15 protein-coding genes are annotated in these 17,550 nt (G+C 67.9%); 9 read left to right on the top strand and 6 right to left on the bottom strand.

Annotated elements, in window-relative coordinates:
• The 6 genes from AC1DK4_RS11090 to AC1DK4_RS11115 all read left to right on the top strand — a co-directional run.
• The coding region (locus tag AC1DK4_RS11090) for a citrate/2-methylcitrate synthase (protein WP_441624288.1) at positions 1–306 on the top strand (306 nt) is incomplete at its 5' end.
• Between the two features lie 211 nt (positions 307–517).
• Entirely contained in the window at positions 518–1,054 is a 537-nt protein-coding gene (locus AC1DK4_RS11095) for a hypothetical protein (protein ID WP_441624286.1), read from the top strand.
• An 87-nt stretch (positions 1,055–1,141) separates the two neighbouring features.
• A complete protein-coding gene (locus tag AC1DK4_RS11100; protein WP_477131527.1) occupies positions 1,142–2,593 on the top strand; it encodes a bifunctional 2-methylcitrate dehydratase/aconitate hydratase in 1,452 nt (483 codons plus the stop codon).
• Positions 2,594–2,887: 294 nt separating this feature from the next.
• Complete coding sequence (acnA, locus tag AC1DK4_RS11105; protein ID WP_477131528.1) at positions 2,888–5,593, top strand: aconitate hydratase AcnA; 2,706 nt, start codon at positions 2,888–2,890, stop codon at positions 5,591–5,593.
• A gap of 296 nt (positions 5,594–5,889) precedes the next feature.
• Positions 5,890–6,039: a hypothetical protein gene (locus tag AC1DK4_RS11110; RefSeq protein ID WP_441624280.1), complete on the top strand. Its 150-nt coding sequence runs from the start codon at positions 5,890–5,892 to the stop codon at positions 6,037–6,039.
• A 128-nt stretch (positions 6,040–6,167) separates the two neighbouring features.
• A complete protein-coding gene (locus tag AC1DK4_RS11115) occupies positions 6,168–7,370 on the top strand; it encodes a DUF2863 family protein (protein WP_441624278.1) in 1,203 nt (400 codons plus the stop codon).
• A gap of 81 nt (positions 7,371–7,451) precedes the next feature.
• On the opposite strand, the gene AC1DK4_RS11120 is transcribed toward AC1DK4_RS11115, so the two are convergent.
• On the bottom strand, positions 7,452–8,126 hold the full coding sequence (locus AC1DK4_RS11120) for a methyltransferase domain-containing protein (protein ID WP_441624276.1): 675 nt from the start codon (positions 8,124–8,126) through the stop codon (positions 7,452–7,454).
• 312 nt (positions 8,127–8,438) lie between these two features.
• On the opposite strand from AC1DK4_RS11120, the gene AC1DK4_RS11125 reads away from it, so the two are divergent.
• Entirely contained in the window at positions 8,439–10,025 is a 1,587-nt protein-coding gene (locus AC1DK4_RS11125) for an ABC transporter substrate-binding protein (protein WP_477131529.1), read from the top strand.
• Positions 10,026–10,058: 33 nt separating this feature from the next.
• Here the strand turns inward: AC1DK4_RS11125 and AC1DK4_RS11130 are convergent, their stop codons facing one another.
• From AC1DK4_RS11130 to AC1DK4_RS11140, 3 genes are all read right to left on the bottom strand, one after another.
• Positions 10,059–10,979, bottom strand: a complete 921-nt coding sequence (locus tag AC1DK4_RS11130; protein ID WP_441624272.1) for a class I SAM-dependent methyltransferase — start codon at positions 10,977–10,979, stop codon at positions 10,059–10,061.
• An 88-nt stretch (positions 10,980–11,067) separates the two neighbouring features.
• On the bottom strand, positions 11,068–11,823 hold the full coding sequence (locus tag AC1DK4_RS11135) for a tetratricopeptide repeat protein (RefSeq protein WP_441624270.1): 756 nt from the start codon (positions 11,821–11,823) through the stop codon (positions 11,068–11,070).
• Positions 11,824–11,960: 137 nt separating this feature from the next.
• Positions 11,961–13,394, bottom strand: a complete 1,434-nt coding sequence (locus tag AC1DK4_RS11140) for an HD domain-containing phosphohydrolase (RefSeq protein ID WP_477131530.1) — start codon at positions 13,392–13,394, stop codon at positions 11,961–11,963.
• Positions 13,395–13,625: 231 nt separating this feature from the next.
• Between AC1DK4_RS11140 and AC1DK4_RS11145 the strand changes: the two genes are divergently transcribed.
• Entirely contained in the window at positions 13,626–14,399 is a 774-nt protein-coding gene (locus AC1DK4_RS11145) for an alpha/beta fold hydrolase (protein ID WP_441613062.1), read from the top strand.
• Between the two features lie 125 nt (positions 14,400–14,524).
• On the top strand, positions 14,525–14,989 hold the full coding sequence (locus AC1DK4_RS11150; protein ID WP_441613063.1) for a GNAT family N-acetyltransferase: 465 nt from the start codon (positions 14,525–14,527) through the stop codon (positions 14,987–14,989).
• Here AC1DK4_RS11150 and AC1DK4_RS11155 read toward each other — a convergent pair.
• Complete coding sequence (locus AC1DK4_RS11155) at positions 14,979–15,491, bottom strand: DNA-deoxyinosine glycosylase (protein WP_441613318.1); 513 nt, start codon at positions 15,489–15,491, stop codon at positions 14,979–14,981. The genes AC1DK4_RS11150 and AC1DK4_RS11155 overlap by 11 nt on opposite strands.
• Positions 15,492–15,582: 91 nt before the next feature.
• On the bottom strand, positions 15,583–17,496 hold the full coding sequence (gene htpG / locus AC1DK4_RS11160) for a molecular chaperone HtpG (protein WP_477131531.1): 1,914 nt from the start codon (positions 17,494–17,496) through the stop codon (positions 15,583–15,585).
• Positions 17,497–17,550: the final 54 nt, after the last annotated feature.

Consider the following 17,550-nt stretch of genomic DNA (forward strand, 5'->3'; position numbering starts at 1 on the left):
GAAGTGGCGCGCAAGCTATCCAGCGACGCCGGCTCGATGAAGATGTTCGACATTGCCGATCGCATTGAAGCCACCATGCAGGATGGCAAGAAGATGTTCGCCAACCTGGACTGGTTCAGCGCGGTGAGCTACCACATGATGGGCGTGCCCACCGCCATGTTCACCCCGCTGTTCGTGATCTCGCGCACCTCGGGCTGGGCCGCGCACATCATCGAGCAGCGCATCGACAACAAGATCATCCGCCCGAGCGCGAACTACACCGGGCCGGAGAACCTGAAGTTCGTGCCGATCGGCAAGCGCAAATGAGCAGATGAGCAAATGAGCAAGGGGCGCCGGGCGCCGCGGCCTGCAGTGCGCCGCAAGCCGCGTAGCGCGGCTGCCCGGGCCGAATTGTGTAACCAATGGCCGGGGTGCTTCGCCCCGACTTTCAAATCGTAGAGAATAGCGGCGGATATGTGACTGCCGGGCTTCCCGCCAGGCACCCGCCTTTTACCCCACACCAGAAGGAACCCACAGAATGAAGCATCTCGTCCTCGCCGCCTGCATCGGCGCATTTTCGCTGACCTCCGCCGGTGTTGCGATGGCCCAGGAACCGGCCACGAAGGCCGCTCCCGCCAAGAAGGCCCCGGCCAAGCACAGCACCAAGAAGACTGCCGCCGCACCGGAAGCCGCGGCCGCCCCGAATGGCGAAAAGTGGCAGTGCGAGCTGGGCCACGCCATCTATATCAGCGGCAACATGCTGCGCGACGAAGTCATCGTCCTGAACTGGGAAGGCCGCGAATACCGCCTGCCGCGCCTGTCCACCGTGACCGGCGCCGACCGTTACTACGACGCCCGCTCCGGCATGGACCTGGTCGTGATCCCGAGCAAGGCCATGCTGTTCAACAAGAACGCCGGCCAGCGCCTGGCCGACGAATGCCAGACCGCCGACATGCAGTCCGGCGGCTCGGCTCCGACCCAGGCAGGCGCGCTGCGCGCACCGGTCGCCACGCCGCTGCTGGTCGCCCCCGCGGCACCCGCAGCCGCCGCCGGCCAGGCCCCGGCGAAGCAATAAGCAGCCAGCCACGTAGCAAGCAGGCTCCGCAAGCATCACAAAGCAATAAAAAAGGCACCAGGAAGCACAAATACCGAGGGGGACCTCATGTCTGCACACATTCCGAACGTCCGGCCCGAACCTGACCAGGTACTGGTCGATATCGTCGAGTACGTGACCAGACACCCGATCAGGAGCGCGCTGGCCTATGACACGGCCCGCAACTGCCTGATCGACACCCTTGGCTGCGGCCTGGAAGCCTTGTCCTACCCCGCCTGCACCAAGCTGATGGGCCCCATCGTGCCCGGCACGGTGGTCCCCAACGGCGCCAAGATTCCCGGCACCCAATTCCAGCTCGACCCGGTCCAGGCCGCCTTCAATATCGGCGCCATGATCCGCTGGCTCGACTTCAACGACACCTGGCTTGCCGCCGAATGGGGCCACCCGTCGGACAACCTCGGCGGCATCCTCGCCACCGCCGACTGGCTCTCGCGCACCAGCGTGGCCGCCGGGCGCAAGCCGCTGACCATGAAAGACGTGCTCACCGGCATGATCAAGGCCCACGAGATCCAGGGCTGCATCGCGCTGGAAAACTCCTTCAACAAGGTCGGCCTGGACCACGTGGTGCTGGTCAAGGTGGCGTCCACCGCCGTGGTCGCCCAGATGCTCGGCCTCACGCGCGACGAGATCATCAACGCGGTGTCGCTGGCGTGGGTCGACGGACAGTCGCTGCGCACCTACCGCCACGCTCCCAACACCGGCAGCCGCAAGAGCTGGGCCGCCGGCGATGCCACCAGCCGCGCCGTGCGCCTGGCGCTGATCGCCAGGACCGGCGAGATGGGCTATCCCTCGGTGCTGTCGGCCAAGGGCTGGGGCTTCTACGACGTGCTGTTCAAGGGCCAGCCCTTGCGCTTCCAGCGCCCCTACGGCTCGTACGTGATGGAGAACGTACTGTTCAAGATCTCCTTCCCGGCCGAATTCCACTCGCAGACCGCGGTGGAGGCCGCGATGACCCTGCACGGCCAGCTTGCCGCCACAGGCCGCACCGCGGCGGACATCGGGCGCGTCACCATCCGCACSCAYGAGGCCTGCATCCGCATCATCGACAAGMARGGCCCGCTGGCGAACCCCGCCGACCGGGATCACTGCATCCAGTACATGGTCGCCGTGCCGCTGCTGTTCGGCCGGCTGACCGCCGAAGACTACGAAGACAAGGTCGCGGCCGACCCGCGCATCGACGCGCTGCGCGACAAGATCGCCTGCGTGGAAGACACCGCCTTCACCGCGGACTACCATGATCCCGGGAAGCGCTCGATCGCCAATGCCCTGACCGTGGAACTGAACGACGGCACGGTTTTGCCAGAAGTGGTGGTGGAATATCCGATCGGCCACAGGCGTCGCCGCGAAGACGGCATCCCCCTGCTGGTGGAGAAATTCAAGACCAACCTGGCGCGCCGCTTCCCGCCCAGGCAGCAGGAGGCCATCCTGGCCGTGTCGCTCGACCAGGCACGCCTGGAGGCGATGCCGGTCCACGAGTATGTGGATCTGTACGTGATCTGAGCAAAGCGGCCGCGCAACGCGCGCTGGCTTGCCCTACAATCGACGCGGTGCATGCAGTGGCAAGGCCTCGTCGGCGCAAGGCCGCACGCAGCAGCCGGAAGCAAGGCCAGGAAGCAGGAACCCAGAAGCAAAAAAAAGCAGCAAGGCAGAAGCAGCAGCAAGCATGAACACGGCGCCTCGCCGGCGCCCGCGCCGCACTGCGGGCTGGTTCCAGCGCCCGCAGTGCGGCCCGAGCAGCAAGACCGGTTTACGAGTCCAAGCTAGTCCGCACCATCTTTCGAATGGAGTAAGGCAATGCCCCACAATCTCAATAAGACTCTGAAAGAATTCAAGATCAGCCCCGGCGTCAAGGGCCAGTACTATTCCCTGCCGAAACTGGGCAAGGCACTGGGCGTGGCGGTCGAGCGCCTGCCGGTATCGATTCGCGTCGTGCTCGAATCGGTGCTGCGCAACTGCGACGGCAAGAAGGTCACCGAAGAACACGTGCGCCAACTGGCCAACTGGCAGCCGGTTGCCGAGCGCGTGGACGAAATCCCCTTCGTGGTAGCCCGCGTGGTGCTGCAGGACTTCACCGGCGTGCCGTTGCTGGCCGACCTGGCCGCCATGCGCAACGTGGCCGAGAAGATGGGCAAGAACCCCAAGAAGATCGAGCCGCTSGTSCCGGTSGACCTSGTSGTCGAYCACTCGGTGCAGATCGAYCAYTTCCGYGAGMMGAASGCGCTSGACCTSAAYATGMAGCTGGAATTYCAGCGCAATAACGAGCGCTACCAGTTCATGAAGTGGGGCATGCAGGCCTTCGACACCTTCGGCGTGGTGCAGCCGGGCTTCGGCATCGTGCACCAGGTCAACCTGGAGTACCTCGCGCGCGGCGTGCACAAGAAGGACGGTGTGTACTACCCCGACACCCTGGTCGGCACCGACAGCCACACCACCATGATCAACGGCATCGGCGTGGTGGGCTGGGGCGTGGGCGGCATCGAGGCGGAAGCCGGCATGCTGGGCCAGCCGGTCTACTTCCTGACGCCGGACGTGGTCGGCGTGGAACTGAAGGGCCGCCTGCGCGAAGGCGTCACCGCTACCGACCTGGTGCTGACCATCACCGAAATGCTGCGCCGCGAAAAAGTGGTCGGCAAGTTCGTCGAGTTCTTCGGCGAAGGCACGGCGAGCCTGGCGCTGCCGGACCGCGCCACCATCGGCAACATGGCGCCCGAGTACGGCGCCACCATGGGCTTCTTCCCGGTCGACGAAAAGACCATCGACTACTTCAAGGGCACCGGCCGCACGGAAGAGGAGATCGCCGCCTTCGAAGGCTATTTCCGCGCCCAGAACATGTTCGGCGTGCCCAAGGCCGGCGAAATCGACTTCACCAAGGTCGTCACGCTCGATCTCGGCACCGTGGCTCCCTCGCTGGCCGGCCCCAAGCGCCCGCAGGACCGCATCGAGATCGGCAACGTCAAGACCACCTTTGCCTCGCTGTTCGCCAAGCCGACCGCCGAGAATGGCTTCAACAAGGACATCGCCGAGCTGGACAAGACCTACACCACGGCCGACGGCGTGAACGTGAAGAACGGCGACGTGCTGATCGCCGCCATCACCTCCTGCACCAACACCTCCAACCCGAGCGTGCTGCTGGCCGCCGGCCTGCTGGCCAAGAAGGCGGTGGAAGCCGGCCTGAAGGTGGCGCCGCACATCAAGACCTCGCTCGCTCCCGGCAGCCGCGTGGTGACGGAATACCTGCAGGCCACCGGCCTGCTGCCCTACCTGGAAAAGCTGGGCTTCGGCGTGACCGCCTACGGCTGCACCACCTGCATCGGCAACGCCGGCGACCTCACGCCGGAGCTCAATGAGGCCATCACCAAGAACGACCTGGTGGCCGCCGCGGTGCTGTCCGGCAACCGCAACTTCGAGGCGCGCATCCACCCGAACATCCGCGCCAACTTCCTGGCCTCGCCGCCGCTGGTGGTGGCCTACGCCATCGCCGGCAACGTCACGCGCGACCTGATGACCGAGCCGGTGGGCGTCGGCAAGGGCGACCGCGATATCTACCTGGGCGACATCTGGCCGACCTCGGAGGAAATCCACGCCCTGCTGAAGTTCGCCATGGACGCGGACGTCTTCCGGACCAACTACGAGCAGGTCAAGAAGCCGAGCAAGCTGTGGGCCAAGGTCAAGGGCACCAAGGGCCAGGTCTACGACTGGCCCGCGTCAACCTATATCGCCGAGCCGCCCTTCTTCCAGGACTTCGGCATGGAGCCGGCCGCGACCCAGTCCAGCGTGCGCAATGCGCGCGCGCTCGGCGTCTTCGGCGATTCCGTGACCACCGACCACATCTCGCCGGCCGGCTCGATCAAGGAAACCTCGCCCGCGGGCAAGTACCTGCAGGCCAACGGCGTGCTCAAGGCGGACTTCAACAGCTACGGCTCGCGCCGCGGCAACCATGAAGTCATGATGCGCGGCACCTTCGCCAACGTGCGCATCAAGAACCTGATGCTGCCGGTCAAGCCCGACGGCTCGCGCGTGGAAGGCGGCGTCACGCTGCACCAGCCCTCCGGCGAAGAAATGTCGATCTACGACGCCGCCATGAAGTACATCGCCGAAGGCACGCCCACCGTGGTGTTCGGCGGCGAGGAGTACGGCACCGGCTCGTCGCGCGACTGGGCGGCCAAGGGCACCCAACTGCTCGGCGTGAAGGCCGTGATCACGCGCAGCTTCGAGCGCATCCACCGCTCCAACCTGGTCGGCATGGGCGTGCTGCCGCTGCAGTTCAAGGGCAGYGACAGCGTGCAGTCGCTCGGCATCATCGGYAACGAGACCTTCGACATCGAAGGCATTGAGGGCGACCTCAAGCCGCAGCAGGACGTCACGCTGGTGATCAAGCGCTCCAATGGCGACGTGCAGCGCGTCCCGGTGTTGCTGCGCATCGACACGCCGATCGAAGTCGACTACTACAACCACGGCGGCATCCTGCCGTTCGTGCTGCGCCAGCTGCTGGCTGCCTGAGCGACAGCCCCCTTGCGGGGGCTGTCGCCCGGACATCGACGCCGCTGGCCGCGCGCCTCTACGGAGGCCGCGGCCAGCGGCGTTTTTTCTTTTGGGCTGCCGGCGCCGGGGTGGCATGAAAGCGCAGCGCGCGCCGCCCGGATGGCTCCGTAGCGCGCCGGCCCCTGTAAGTTCCATGCAAGCCTGCCCTGCCACACTGCCCGGCAACAAGAAGAAAGCAGCGCGCGGCGGCCATGCCGGCCGGCTTTGCAGCGGTTGCTTCAAACGCGCAATCCTATTGGACTATTGGAGACAACATGGTCAAGATCTTTATCGCCTTCATCGTCATCGCCGGCGCAGCCCTCTACCTGCTCACCAAGGGCGGTGGCGACATCTCCATCGGCGGCGAGCAGCACGGCGTGGAAAGCCACGCGCCGGAGACATCGCCGGCCCCCGCGCAAAAATAAGTGCGGCTGCGCGGCCATGCAGGCCCGCTGTGACGCCATGCAGCACTGCCTTTGCTGCACCGGACGCCATGTTTTGTCAACGCAGCGAGTAGAATACCGTTTTACCGAAAAACGGATGATCTCGACTTATGGCAGGTTTTCGCCCCAAGGCTACCCAACGTCTTTCGCCTGACGCCGAGCGTCTGGTGGCCGATGCGCTCGCGCTCGATGCCTCGGGCAGCCGCATGGAGGATGGATACTGGGAGCGGCGGCTCTCGCTGCGCCTGGGCCGGCTGCTGAAGAACGGCAGCCAGTCCGCGCTCGACGCGGCGCTCGAACACCTGTTCAAGCACAACGCCGACGCCTCCGACGTGCTAGCCGAGCAAGCCGAGACCCTGGCCGAGTCCGCCACTGTCGAAATCGACGGTGTCAGCTACGACGCCCTGCTGATCGCCGCGCCGATCCTCGCCCACACGCGCTACGCCATTCCCTCGGGCGCCCTGAAGCCCGAGCTGGCGCAGACGCTGTCGGTGCACATGCAGGCGCATGTGCTGGCTGCGGACACGCGCATGGCGCTGTCGCCCTATCTCTACAGCATCGACCAGCTGCCGCGCACGCACTGCGACACCTTCGCGCTGACCTACAAGCTGGTATCGGCGGCGATGTCGGGCACCACGCCCAAGGTCGACCTGCGCGACCTGCCGGAGACCGCGCCCATCCTGGCCGACCCGCGCTACCTGCTGGCCGTGGTGGTGGCGCCGCACGAGCAGGCCCTGTTCCGCTGGCAGGAAGATGTGAAGGAGCATCACGCCGAGCGCTCGGTGTGCCTGGAGCAATGGCGGACCCAGGTCCAGCCCTCGATCGCGCTGCTGCTGCCGGGCTGCGAGTTCGAACTGCTGCTGCCCGACGCCTTCTTCCTCTCCTGCCGCGAATCAGACAAGAGCATCCGCCCGCTCACGGTGCGTGCCGCCGTCAACTACCTGTGCGGCACGCTCGACGTGCCGGCCGGGCAGATGGCCGCGGTGGTGGCCGCCTTCGGCGAGGAGGAAGTCGAGGAATACCGCGTGGGCTTCACCATGCGCGGCGAGAAGGATGTGATCTACGGCATCGTCTGGCCGGTGTATGGCCGCGAGTCCGGCGAGATCGACGCCACCGAAAAGGACAACCCGCTCGAGCAGATCTGCGAAGAGCTGCGCAATGCCGGCGTGGAAGACATCTTCCGCCACGCCGCGCTGTTCGATCCCGAATACTGCGAAGATTGCGGCACGCCGCTCTACGCCGACCGTTCTGGCGAGATCGTCCACGCCGAACTGCCGGAAGACGCGCCGACGCAGCAGCCGCTCTTCCACTGAGCCCGCGCCCTGCGCCTTGCCGACGGCCCGCCTTGCGCGGGCCGTTTTCATTCCCGGGCGCCGCCTTGCGCGCGAACCCGTTCAGGCCGCCTGCGGCGGGCTCACGCAGCGCCACAAGGCATGCCCGGAGGCCGCGTACTTGCGCTCGAACGGCGTGATGGCCTCCACCGGCTGCCACGCCTCGGTCATCGCCGGCCGCCCGACCAGAGCCAGCGCCTGGGCGAACTCGTCGATATAGACCTGCCAGTTGCTGCGGCACTCCAGATAGTCCCCGCAGGCGGCCAGCGCCGGGAACACCGCGTGGCCCTGCCAACGCCGCCCCAGGTGACCGATCTTGGGCCACGGGTTCGGATACAGGACGTAGTGGCGCGCCACCGCGATACCCTCGGCCTGCAGCAGGCGCCAGACATCGACCAGGTCGGCGCGCGCCCAGGTGAAGTTGGCCGGCAGCGGGCCACCCCACCAGTCCTTGCCGCCGGTCAGCCGCTTTTCCGACTGGTCCACGCCGATCACGAAGTGGCCGGGGAAGGCCGTGGCCAGTTGCAGCGTGCTCTCGCCCACGCCGCAGCCGGCATCGAGGATCAGCGGCGGCGCCCCGGCTTGCTGCCATTGCTGCAGCGCGAGATCCAGCGCGCGCCGGCTGGGCTCGCCGATCGGCTTGCGGAACGGCTCGGCCAGGTGGCGCGCCACGCGGGCCGCGAGATGGTCATGGACATCGGCCTGCGCCGAGGTGATGGTGCGAGAGTTGGCAAACATGGGCGCGATTCTACCGGCTGCGCGCCCGGGCCGGCGAGCCAGGCCGCGCACCGCCGGTGGACGTGCGCGGTGCGGGCGGCGAACATAAGGTTATGACGCAGCTATCGCACATGGATGTCGTTTTGACGGCACAATGCGGGCAGCCGGGTAGACACGGGCGCCGGCAAGCGCGCCCCGTCACCCCCTTCTGAGAACCCGCCGACGCCTTCCCGCGCGAAAGCGACCGGCCCGTACTGGGAGCGCATCTCGATGACCGCCAACCGCCGCACACGCCATTTGACCAGCCGCCTTGCCGGCCGCCTGGAGCCCCTGATGCCACGCCGCGCCCTGCTTCGGGCCGGCGCGACGCTGGTGCTCGGCGGCGCCGCGCTGCTGATGCTGCCCGCCGGCGCGGCACACGCCGAGGACCTGCGCATCGGCCTGTCCGCCGACGTCACCTCGATGGACCCGCAGTGGAACAACGCCGGCCCCAACAACGCCATCGCGCTGCATATCTTCGAATCCCTGGTGTTCATGGACAAGAACGCCCGTTACATCCCGGGCCTGGCGCTGTCGTGGAAGCCGGTCAATGCCATCACCTGGGAGATCAAGCTGCGCCCCAACGTCAAATGGCACGACGGCTCGCCGTTCACCAGCGAAGACGTCAAGGCCTCGCTCGAGCGCCCCGAGAAGCTGGTCAGCAGCCCCGGCTCCTTCACCAGCTACACCAAGCCGATCGCGCGCATCGACACGCCCGACCYGCTCACCGTACGCCTGACCATGAGCGTGCCGAACTACGCCAACCTGGCCAACGACCTCAACAGCGTGCCGATCATGCCCAAGAAGGTGGCGGCCACGCTGAGCCAGGCCGACTTCGACTCGGGCAAGGCGATGATCGGCACCGGGCCGTTCAAGTTCGTGCGCTTCGCGCGCGGGCAGGAAATCGTAATGGCGAAGAACCCCGACTACTGGGGGCCCAAGGCCGAATGGGACCATGCCATCTTCCGCATCATCACCGACAACGGCGCGCGCAGCGCGGCGCTGCTGTCCGGCGACGTCGACGTGATCGAAAGCGTGCCGTCGGCCGACGTGGCCAAGCTCAGGCAAAACCCGAAATTCCGCATCGAGCAGCAGGTCTCCTGGCGCACCATCTTCTGGCAGATGGACCAGTCGCGCGACAACCCGCCGTTCGTCACCGACAAGGCCGGCAAGCCGCTCGGCAAGAACCCGTTCAAGGATGCGCGCGTGCGCGCGGCCATCAGCCACGCGCTCAACCGCGACGCCATCGTCAGCCGCATCATGGAAGGCCTGGCGGTGCCGGCCTCGTCGATCGTCTCGCCGCAGATCTTCGGCCATCCGGGCACCAAGCCCGATGCCTACGACCCCGAAGCCGCCAAGAAGCTGCTGGCCGCCGCCGGCTATCCAGACGGCTTCGGGCTGACGCTGCACGCCACCAACAACCGCTACCTGAACGACGCGGCCGTGGCGCAGGCCACCGCCAGCATGCTCACGCGCATCGGCATCCAGACCAAGGTGGAGACGCTGCCCGTGGCCGCCTACTTCACGCGCGCGCGCCAGGGCGACTTCGCCTTCGAGATGCTGGGCTGGGGCTCGGCGGCGGCCGACGTGGCGCTGCGCTCCATCACCGGCACGCCCAATCCCAAGACCGGCTACGGCACCTGGAACTGGGGCAAGTACAGCAATACGCAGCTCGACCAGCTGATCGAGAAGTCGCTCACCACCGTGAGCAGCGACAAGGCCCGCGAGGAAAACGCCCGCACGGCGGCGAAGTTCGCGCTGGCCGACCACGCCATCATCCCGTCGCACAGCCAGCTGGCGATGTGGGCGATGCGCAAGGACCTGAAGTACGAGGCGCGCACCGACGAGTGGTCGCTGGCGCAGTTCTTCCACAAGCAGTAAGCCCGCACCCGGCACCGGGCGGGCTGAGGGAGACTAGATCTGCAGCCCGTCCTCCTGCCGCGCATTGGCCGCGCGCAGGCCCTTGACCCAGGCGCGCGCGGGCAGCCCGGTGCCCTCCTCCACAACCTTGGCGCGCAGTTCCAGCACTTCCCACGACACGTCGATCGCCGGGCCGTTGAAGGCCAGCGCGATCACATTGCCGTCGTGCACTTCGGGGAACACCAGCACGCGGTCCTCGAAGGCCTCGCAGATGCGCACGATGTTCTTCGGGAAGCTGTCGTGGTCGCCGAACAGGTTGATGGTCATCACCCCCGGCGACTTCAGCACGCGGCGGCAGGCCTTGTAGAAGGCCGTGGTGTCCAGCACCGGGCCGCGCGCGGTGGCGTCGTACAGGTCCACCTGCAGCACGTCGAGCGCACCGGCATGGGTGCCGTCCATCACATAGTCCCAGGCATCCTGCTCGCGCACGGTCAGGCGCGCGTCGTCCTCGCGCAGGCCGAACATGCTGCGGCCGGCCACGATCACGGCGGGGTTCAGCTCCACGGCGGTAACCCGCGCCTTGCTGAACTGGCGGTGGCAGAACTTGGTCAGCGCCGCTGCCCCGAGGCCGAGCTGGGTGACATGGAAATCGGGCGCCGAGGGCGACAGGAACAGCAGCCACGCCATCATCTGCTGCGCGTACTCCAGCTCGATGGCATCCGGCTTGCGCAGGCGCATCGCGCCCTGCACCCACTCGGTGCCGAAGTGCAGGTAGCGCACGCCGTCCATCTCGGAGAAGGTCACCGGCGCGAAGCGCGGCGTCATGCGCTTTTCTTCGCGGGGTTCGGCGCGCTTCTTGCCGGCGCGCTGATCGGCGCGCTCATCGGCGCGCTGCGCGCCGTCGCGGCTGCGCTCGCCGCGCGCGGGTCGGCGCGAGGCCACGGCTTCAATGGATTTGCGTTTCAGGAGAGTCATGGCGATAAGAGGAGTGCGGGGGTACGAACACGCGCGCCGCCCGCCGGGGGCAGCACGCGGAGCAATGGAAACAGTGAAGCGGCCGGCCTCAGGACCTGCCGAGCGCGCCTTGCGCGCGCTGCAGCCATTCCCGGTTGTGCTCGCGCGCATGGCGCGGCCAGTGCTTGCCGTCGTGCACGATCTCGGCATACAGGGCCTGGGCGCGCTCCCGGTCGGCGGCATCCTGGCGCCCGGCCAGCCAGTCCGCGAACAGGCAGCGCGCGGCCGCGTCGCTGGCGCAGGTCAGCGCCTGCTCGAACGCGGCGCGCGTGCCAGGCGCATCGGTGGCGGCCAGGGCGCGCGCGTACAGCAAGGCAGGATCGGCCTGCTGGCGCGCCTGCGGCTGGCCTTCGAACAGGCGCGCGAGCGTGGCTGCGGCGCCAGCGTGCCCGCCGGTGGCGAACTGTGCGCGCGCCAGCCCCAGCAGCAGCGCGGGATCGCTGGCGAAGGGCCCGCTGGCGGCGGCCTCGTAGTGCTGCAGCGCCTCCTTGGGCTCATCGGCCTCCAGCAGCGCCGCGCCGAGGCGCATGCGGTGGTCGACGGTCGGCGCGCGGTCGAACGCGGCGCGCGCCTCGCGCACGGCGCGATTGGGATCCACCAGTTGCCCGATGGCGCGCGTGGCGGCGCGCGCACCGCGCGTCTGGCGCAGCGACGGCAGGTAGATGGCGAAGAAATACACCACGCTGCCCAGCCCGGGGAAAGCGAACAGGATCAGCAGCCAGTACATGTTCTGCTGGGTGCGCACCGCGTGGACGGCAAAATACAGCGCCACGATGACGTGAAAACCAATTCCGAGATAAGGCATCGTCCTTCTGTCCTGTCTGGCATGCTCCGGCGGACGCGCCGCCGGGGCTCATAGGCAGGATTGTGACAGATGCGCGCGGCGCGGTTCGACTTGCACCGGCAAGGCGCAGGCGGCCGAAGTTGCCGTTGCCGTCGACGCTAGAGCAGCCCGAGGGTGAACGCCTTCAGCGTTGCCGCCGCGCGCGTCGAGCATTCGAGCTTGCGGAAGATGCTCTCCACGTGGGTGCGCACCGTGCTGGGGCTGATCGACAGTGTGCGCGCGACTTCCTTGTTGCTCTCGCCCTGGCTGATGCGCCGCAGCACATCGGTCTCGCGCTCGGACAGCACGAGCGCCGTGCGGGGCGCGGCGCTCGCCTGCCTGCCGGCGGCCGCGGCCAGCGTGGCCTCGACCACATCCGCATCGAAGCGGCCACGCGCGGCTTCCTCGCGCAGCAAGGCCGCCGCCGCGTCCTGCGGCAGCGCGTCGCGCCACGGGCGGCGCGCGCGCAGCGCGGCCCACGCCGCCGATGCGCCCAGCGTGCGGTGCGCGGCCGACAGCGCGTCGCCACCGAGGCCGCGGAAATAGCCGCTGCCGTCGAGCCGCTCATACGCATACGAGGCCAGCTCCGCTTCCGCGCCAAGGTCGCCGATCTGGCGGGCCGCGCGCGAGGTCCAGTAAGGCACCAGGCGGATGTGTTCCCAGTCCGACGGGGGCAGCCGGCCCGGCGTGTTCCACAAGCGGTTGGGCAGCGCGGCGCGGCCCATGCCGTGGATCAGGCCGGCGCGGTGCAGCCGCGCCTGCAGCCCGGCATCGAGCCCCTGCAGCGCGGCGCTCGCACGCGCCAGCTCCGCCACCTGCCGCGAGTACCCGGTCATCCACGGCAGCTTGAGATCGATGACGTCGGCGATCACGGTCAGGCGGACTTCCTCCGCGGCGGGCATGCCGGGCACGCCGGGCGCCTCGCCGTCCAGCTCAGCCAGCCAGTCGCGCGCGCGGCGGCGCAGCGGCTCCACCAGCGCGTCCGGATACTTGCGATTGCCCGCCGCCGCGATGCGCGCCAGCGCGCCATCGAGGCCGTGGGCGCGGCTGAGGATCTCCAGGTCGCTGGCCAGCGCCACGTGATAGACCAGCTCCGGCACCTCCGGATGCCGGAGCCCGCCGGGCATGCCGCTGCCGTCGTAGGTCTCGAAGATATTGCGCAGCCCGTGCTCCACCTCGCCGCGCATGCCCAGCATGGCCGCGATCTCGCCCGACACCTCGCAGTGGATTTCCGCCAGCGGGACGATGTCGCGCTGCTGCGCGTGGCTGAGCGCGGGCAAGGTCTGCGTGAGCATGGCATCGCGGCCGCCCACGTCGTCGCCGAGGAGCGCCTCGAAGCCGGCCGCGTTGGCGGTGCAGCCCGACCAGCGCAGCAGCGCCACCTGCTGCGCCGCGCTGCTGCCGGACGCGCCGCAGCCTGCCAGCGCGGCGAGCTGCGCGGCCAGCCACGCGGTACGCGGCGAGTGGTCGGTCGGCCGGCCCATGCTCAGGTCGCCGATAAAGGCCAGAGCCAGAATGGCGTCGCGGACCGGCACGGTGTCTGGGCTTTGCATGTGGCGTTCGGTAATGGTTGCGAGCGGTTGCGAGCGGTTGCGGACGGCTGCGGGCGACTGCGGCGAAACAGGCAGGATAGCCGGGAATGCCCGGATGACGAATGGGAACACAAAAGCACACGGCGGCGTCGCCAGGGGTCGGTTAATCGACCGATCCCCGCCGGCGGCGCAATTCCGGATACTGGGCTCCAGTCACATACCCCGTGCCGAGCAACCAACCGGAGATCCTCCATGCTGCATCGTAAAACCATTTCGCTTGCCCTGGGCGCCCTGGCGCTGGCCGCCGGCACCTTCGCCCACGCCGCCGCGCCCGCCGGCCAGGCCCCCGCGGTCGTGCTCGTGCATGGCGCCTTCGCCGACGGCTCGGACTGGGCCAAGGTGATCCCGCTGCTGCAAGCCAAAGGCATCAAGGTGCAGGCCGTGCAGAACGGCCTGAACTCGCTGCAGGACGATGTCGCCGCGACCCGCCGCGCCATCGACAGCCAGAAAGGCAAGGTGGTGCTGGTCGGCCACTCCTGGGGCGGCACCGTGATCACCGAGGCCGGCAACGACGACAAGGTGGCGGCGCTGGTGTACGTCGCCGCGTTCGCGCCCGACGCCGGCCAGTCCACCGAAGACGTCGGCAAGGGCTATCCCACGCCGCCGGGCATCAGCAAGCTGGTCGCCGATGCGCAAGGCTACCTGTCGCTGCCGCCCGAGGCGATGGCCCAGGACTTCGCGCAGGACGTGCCGGCCGCGCAGGCGCGCGTCATGGCCGTCACGCAAGGTCCCATCCAGGCAAAGTCGTTCGGCGAGAAGGTCACCACGGCCGCGTGGACCACCCGCCCCTCCTGGTACATCGTCAGCGAGAAGGACCGCATGATCCAGCCGGACCTCGAACGCGCGATGGCCAGGAAGATCGGCGCCAAGGTCACGAGCCTGCCGAGCAGCCACGTGCCGCAGCAGTCACGGCCGGCCGACGTGGCCAGGGTCATCCTCGACGCCGTCCAGGCCAGCGCGCAATAAGCGCCCTGGCACCCGCACATCGGCAACGGTGCCGGCCGTCGTGGCGACTGGCGCCGCGCCCGGCCGCGTGACAAGATACCTGCCTCTTCACCGAAGCGGCGCGCATCTTGTCGCGCGGCATGGGCATGGGCATGGAACAAGTGATATTTCGGGCGGCGGTGGCGGACGACCTCCCCGCCATCGTCGGATTGCTGGCCGACGATGCACTCGGCAGCCAGCGCGAAACCGTCGGCTCGCCGCTGGACGAGCGCTACCTGCGCGCCTTCGCGGCGATCGAGGCCGACCCCAACCAGCGCCTCGTGGTCGCGGTCCACGCCGGCATGGTGGTCGGCACGCTGCAGCTATCGTTTATCCCGGGCATCGCGCGCCGGGGTGCATGGCGCGGACAGATCGAAGCGGTGCGGGTCGCCGCGGCCCAGCGCAGCACGGGCCTGGGACAGAGGATGTTCGAATGGGCGATCGGCCAATGCCGCTCGCGTGGCTGCTCGCTGGTGCAACTCACCACGGACAAGGGCCGTCCGGATGCGCACCGTTTCTACGAGAGGCTGGGTTTCGTGGCCAGCCACGAGGGCTACAAGCTCAGCCTGTGACGCGGGGACCGGACAGCCACGCCCGCAGCGCCTGCCAGGCACGCAGTTTCTCCGCATAGGCCAGCGTGTAGGCGGGACTGCTGGAGGGCAGCTTGACGATGTGATGCCGCGCGGCATGCTGGTCGAGCGCCCTGGCGCCGATGCGCGCGGCCGTGCCGCCATTGAAGGCGATGACTTCGAGACCGGGGAGCGAGGCGACAAGGCCGGGCAGGTCGTTGCCGGCGTGGTCGCGTATGTTGCTGTCGAGGCTGCCCTCGCGGCGCGCTTCGGCCACCACGTCCCACAGGCCGATACGGTGGGCCAGCAGCGTGCGCAGGCGCGCAGCGTAGTCCATCCCCACCAGGTCCTCGCCGATGACCGCGCCGGTCAGGTGCCAGAAACGGTTCTGCCGGTGCGCGTAATACTGGCTCTGCGCAAGCGACACCTCGCCGGGCAGGCTGCCAAGGATCAGCACCCGAGTGTCGGCGTCGACCACGGGCGGGAAGCAGCGCTTGAGCGCCATTGTCTGTTCTTCGTCTACGGCCATGTTCGGCACCGCCCTCCCCCGCGAGCGGGAGAGGGCGGCCAGCCCCCGGTCAGGATCGGAGCCGTGCTCAGGCCAGCAGCTTGTTGATCCGGCGCACGTAGGCCGACGGATCTTCCAGCGTGCCGCCTTCGGCCAGCAAGGCCTGGTCGAACAGCACATGCACGCGGTCGCCGAAGGCCTCGTCGGCGGGGCCGGCCTCGGCCAGCGCGCGCAGCTTCTGCACCAGCGCGTGGTCCGGGTTCAGCTCCAGGATCGGCTGGGCGTCGGGCGCCTTCTGGCCGGCCTGCTTGAGCAGGCGCTGCAGGTAGCCGCTCATGTCGCCTTCGTCCGACACCAGGCACGATGCGGACTCGGTCAGGCGCAGCGTCACGCGCACGTCCTTGGCCTTGCCGTCGAGCACGGTCTTGGCGCGTTCGAGCACTTCCTTCCAGTCGCCTTCGGCCTTCTCCTGCTCAGCCTTCTCGCCGGCATCGGCCAGCGCGCCGAGCTCGAGGTCGCCGCGTGCCACCGACACCAGTTCCTTGCCGTCGAACTCGCGCAGGAAGGACAGCATCCATTCGTCCACGCGGTCGGTCAGCAGCAGCACTTCGATGCCCTTCTTGCGGAACACTTCCAGGTGCGGGCTCGACTTGGCCGCGGCCCAGCTGTCGGCCGTGACGTAGTAGATCTTGTCCTGGCCTTCCTTCATGCGGCCCACGTAGGCAGCCAGCGCCACCTTCTGCTCGGCGCTGTCCTCATGGGTGGAAGCGAAGCGCAGCAGCTTGGCGACACGCTCGAGGTTGCCGGCGTCTTCTCCCAGGCCTTCCTTGAGCACCTGGCCGAACTGCTGCCAGAAGGTGTCGTACTTGGCGCGTTCGGCTTCGTCCTCGCTGTCGGCCAGCGTCTCCAGCATCGACAGCACGCGCTTGGTGCAGCCTTCGCGGATGGCCTTCACGTCGCGGCTTTCCTGCAGCAGTTCGCGCGACACGTTGAGCGGCAGGTCGGCCGAATCCACCACGCCCTTGACGAAGCGCAGGTAGGACGGCAGCAGTTGCTCGGCCTCGTCCATGATGAAGACGCGCTTCACGTAGAGCTTGAGGCCACCCTTGTGGTTGCGGTCGAACATGTCGAACGGCGCGCGCGCCGGCACGTACAGCAGCTGGGTATATTCGCTGCGGCCTTCGACGCGGTTGTGGGTCCACGCCAGCGGGGCCTGGTTGTCGTGCGAGATGTGCTGGTAGAAGGCGGTGTACTGCTCGTCGGTGATGTCCGACTTGGAACGCGTCCACAGGGCGCTGGCCTGGTTGACGCTCTCCCACTCGCCGGTTTCCTTGTACGCGCTGGTCTCGGCATCCCACACTTCCTTGGGCATGCGGATCGGCAGCGAGATATGGTCGGAGTACTTCTGGATGATGCCCTTGATCTTCCACCCCGAGAGGAAATCGTCCTCGCCTTCGCGCAGGTGCAGCGTGATGGTGGAGCCGCGCTCGGCGCGGTCGATGGCATCCACGCTGAACTCGCCGTCGCCGGCGCTTTCCCAGCGCACCGCCTCGCTGGCGGGCAAGCCCGCGCGGCGCGTTTCCACCGTGACCTTGTCGGCCACGATAAAGGCCGAGTAGAAGCCCACGCCGAACTGGCCGATCAGCGCGGCGTCCTTCTGCTGGTCGCCGGAGAGCTGCTGGAAGAATTCCTTGGTGCCCGAGCGGGCGATGGTGCCGAGGTTGCGGATGGCCTCGTCGCGGCTCATGCCGATGCCGTTGTCGGTGATCTTCAGCGTGCGGGCCTTGGCGTCCGCCTCGATGCGGATGGCGAGGTCGGCGTCGTTCTCGAGCAGGGCCGGGTTGGCAATCGCCTCGAAGCGCAGCTTGTCAGTGGCATCCGAAGCATTCGASAYCAGCTCGCGCAGGAAGATYTCCTTGTTGCTGTACAGCGAGTGGATCATCAGGTGCAGCARYTGCTTCACTTCCGCCTGGAAGCTCATCGTYTCGTGCGGTGCGGTCATGGTTCTCCTCTTGGCAAACTTGGCTGAAACGAAAAATCTGGTTCTTGGCCGCGG

This window comes from Cupriavidus sp. 05N38 (assembly GCF_056397345.1).

Coding starts and splice junctions, on each gene's coding strand:
- AC1DK4_RS11095 (WP_441624286.1), top strand. CDS start 518: ATGAAGCATCTCGTCCTCGCCGCCTGCATCGGCGCATTTTCGCTGACC.
- AC1DK4_RS11110 (WP_441624280.1), top strand. CDS start 5,890: ATGGTCAAGATCTTTATCGCCTTCATCGTCATCGCCGGCGCAGCCCTC.
- AC1DK4_RS11115 (WP_441624278.1), top strand. CDS start 6,168: ATGGCAGGTTTTCGCCCCAAGGCTACCCAACGTCTTTCGCCTGACGCC.
- AC1DK4_RS11120 (WP_441624276.1), bottom strand. CDS start 8,126: ATGTTTGCCAACTCTCGCACCATCACCTCGGCGCAGGCCGATGTCCAT.
- AC1DK4_RS11130 (WP_441624272.1), bottom strand. CDS start 10,979: ATGACTCTCCTGAAACGCAAATCCATTGAAGCCGTGGCCTCGCGCCGA.
- AC1DK4_RS11135 (WP_441624270.1), bottom strand. CDS start 11,823: ATGCCTTATCTCGGAATTGGTTTTCACGTCATCGTGGCGCTGTATTTT.
- AC1DK4_RS11140 (WP_477131530.1), bottom strand. CDS start 13,394: ATGCAAAGCCCAGACACCGTGCCGGTCCGCGACGCCATTCTGGCTCTG.
- AC1DK4_RS11145 (WP_441613062.1), top strand. CDS start 13,626: ATGCTGCATCGTAAAACCATTTCGCTTGCCCTGGGCGCCCTGGCGCTG.
- AC1DK4_RS11150 (WP_441613063.1), top strand. CDS start 14,525: ATGGGCATGGAACAAGTGATATTTCGGGCGGCGGTGGCGGACGACCTC.
- AC1DK4_RS11155 (WP_441613318.1), bottom strand. CDS start 15,491: ATGGCGCTCAAGCGCTGCTTCCCGCCCGTGGTCGACGCCGACACTCGG.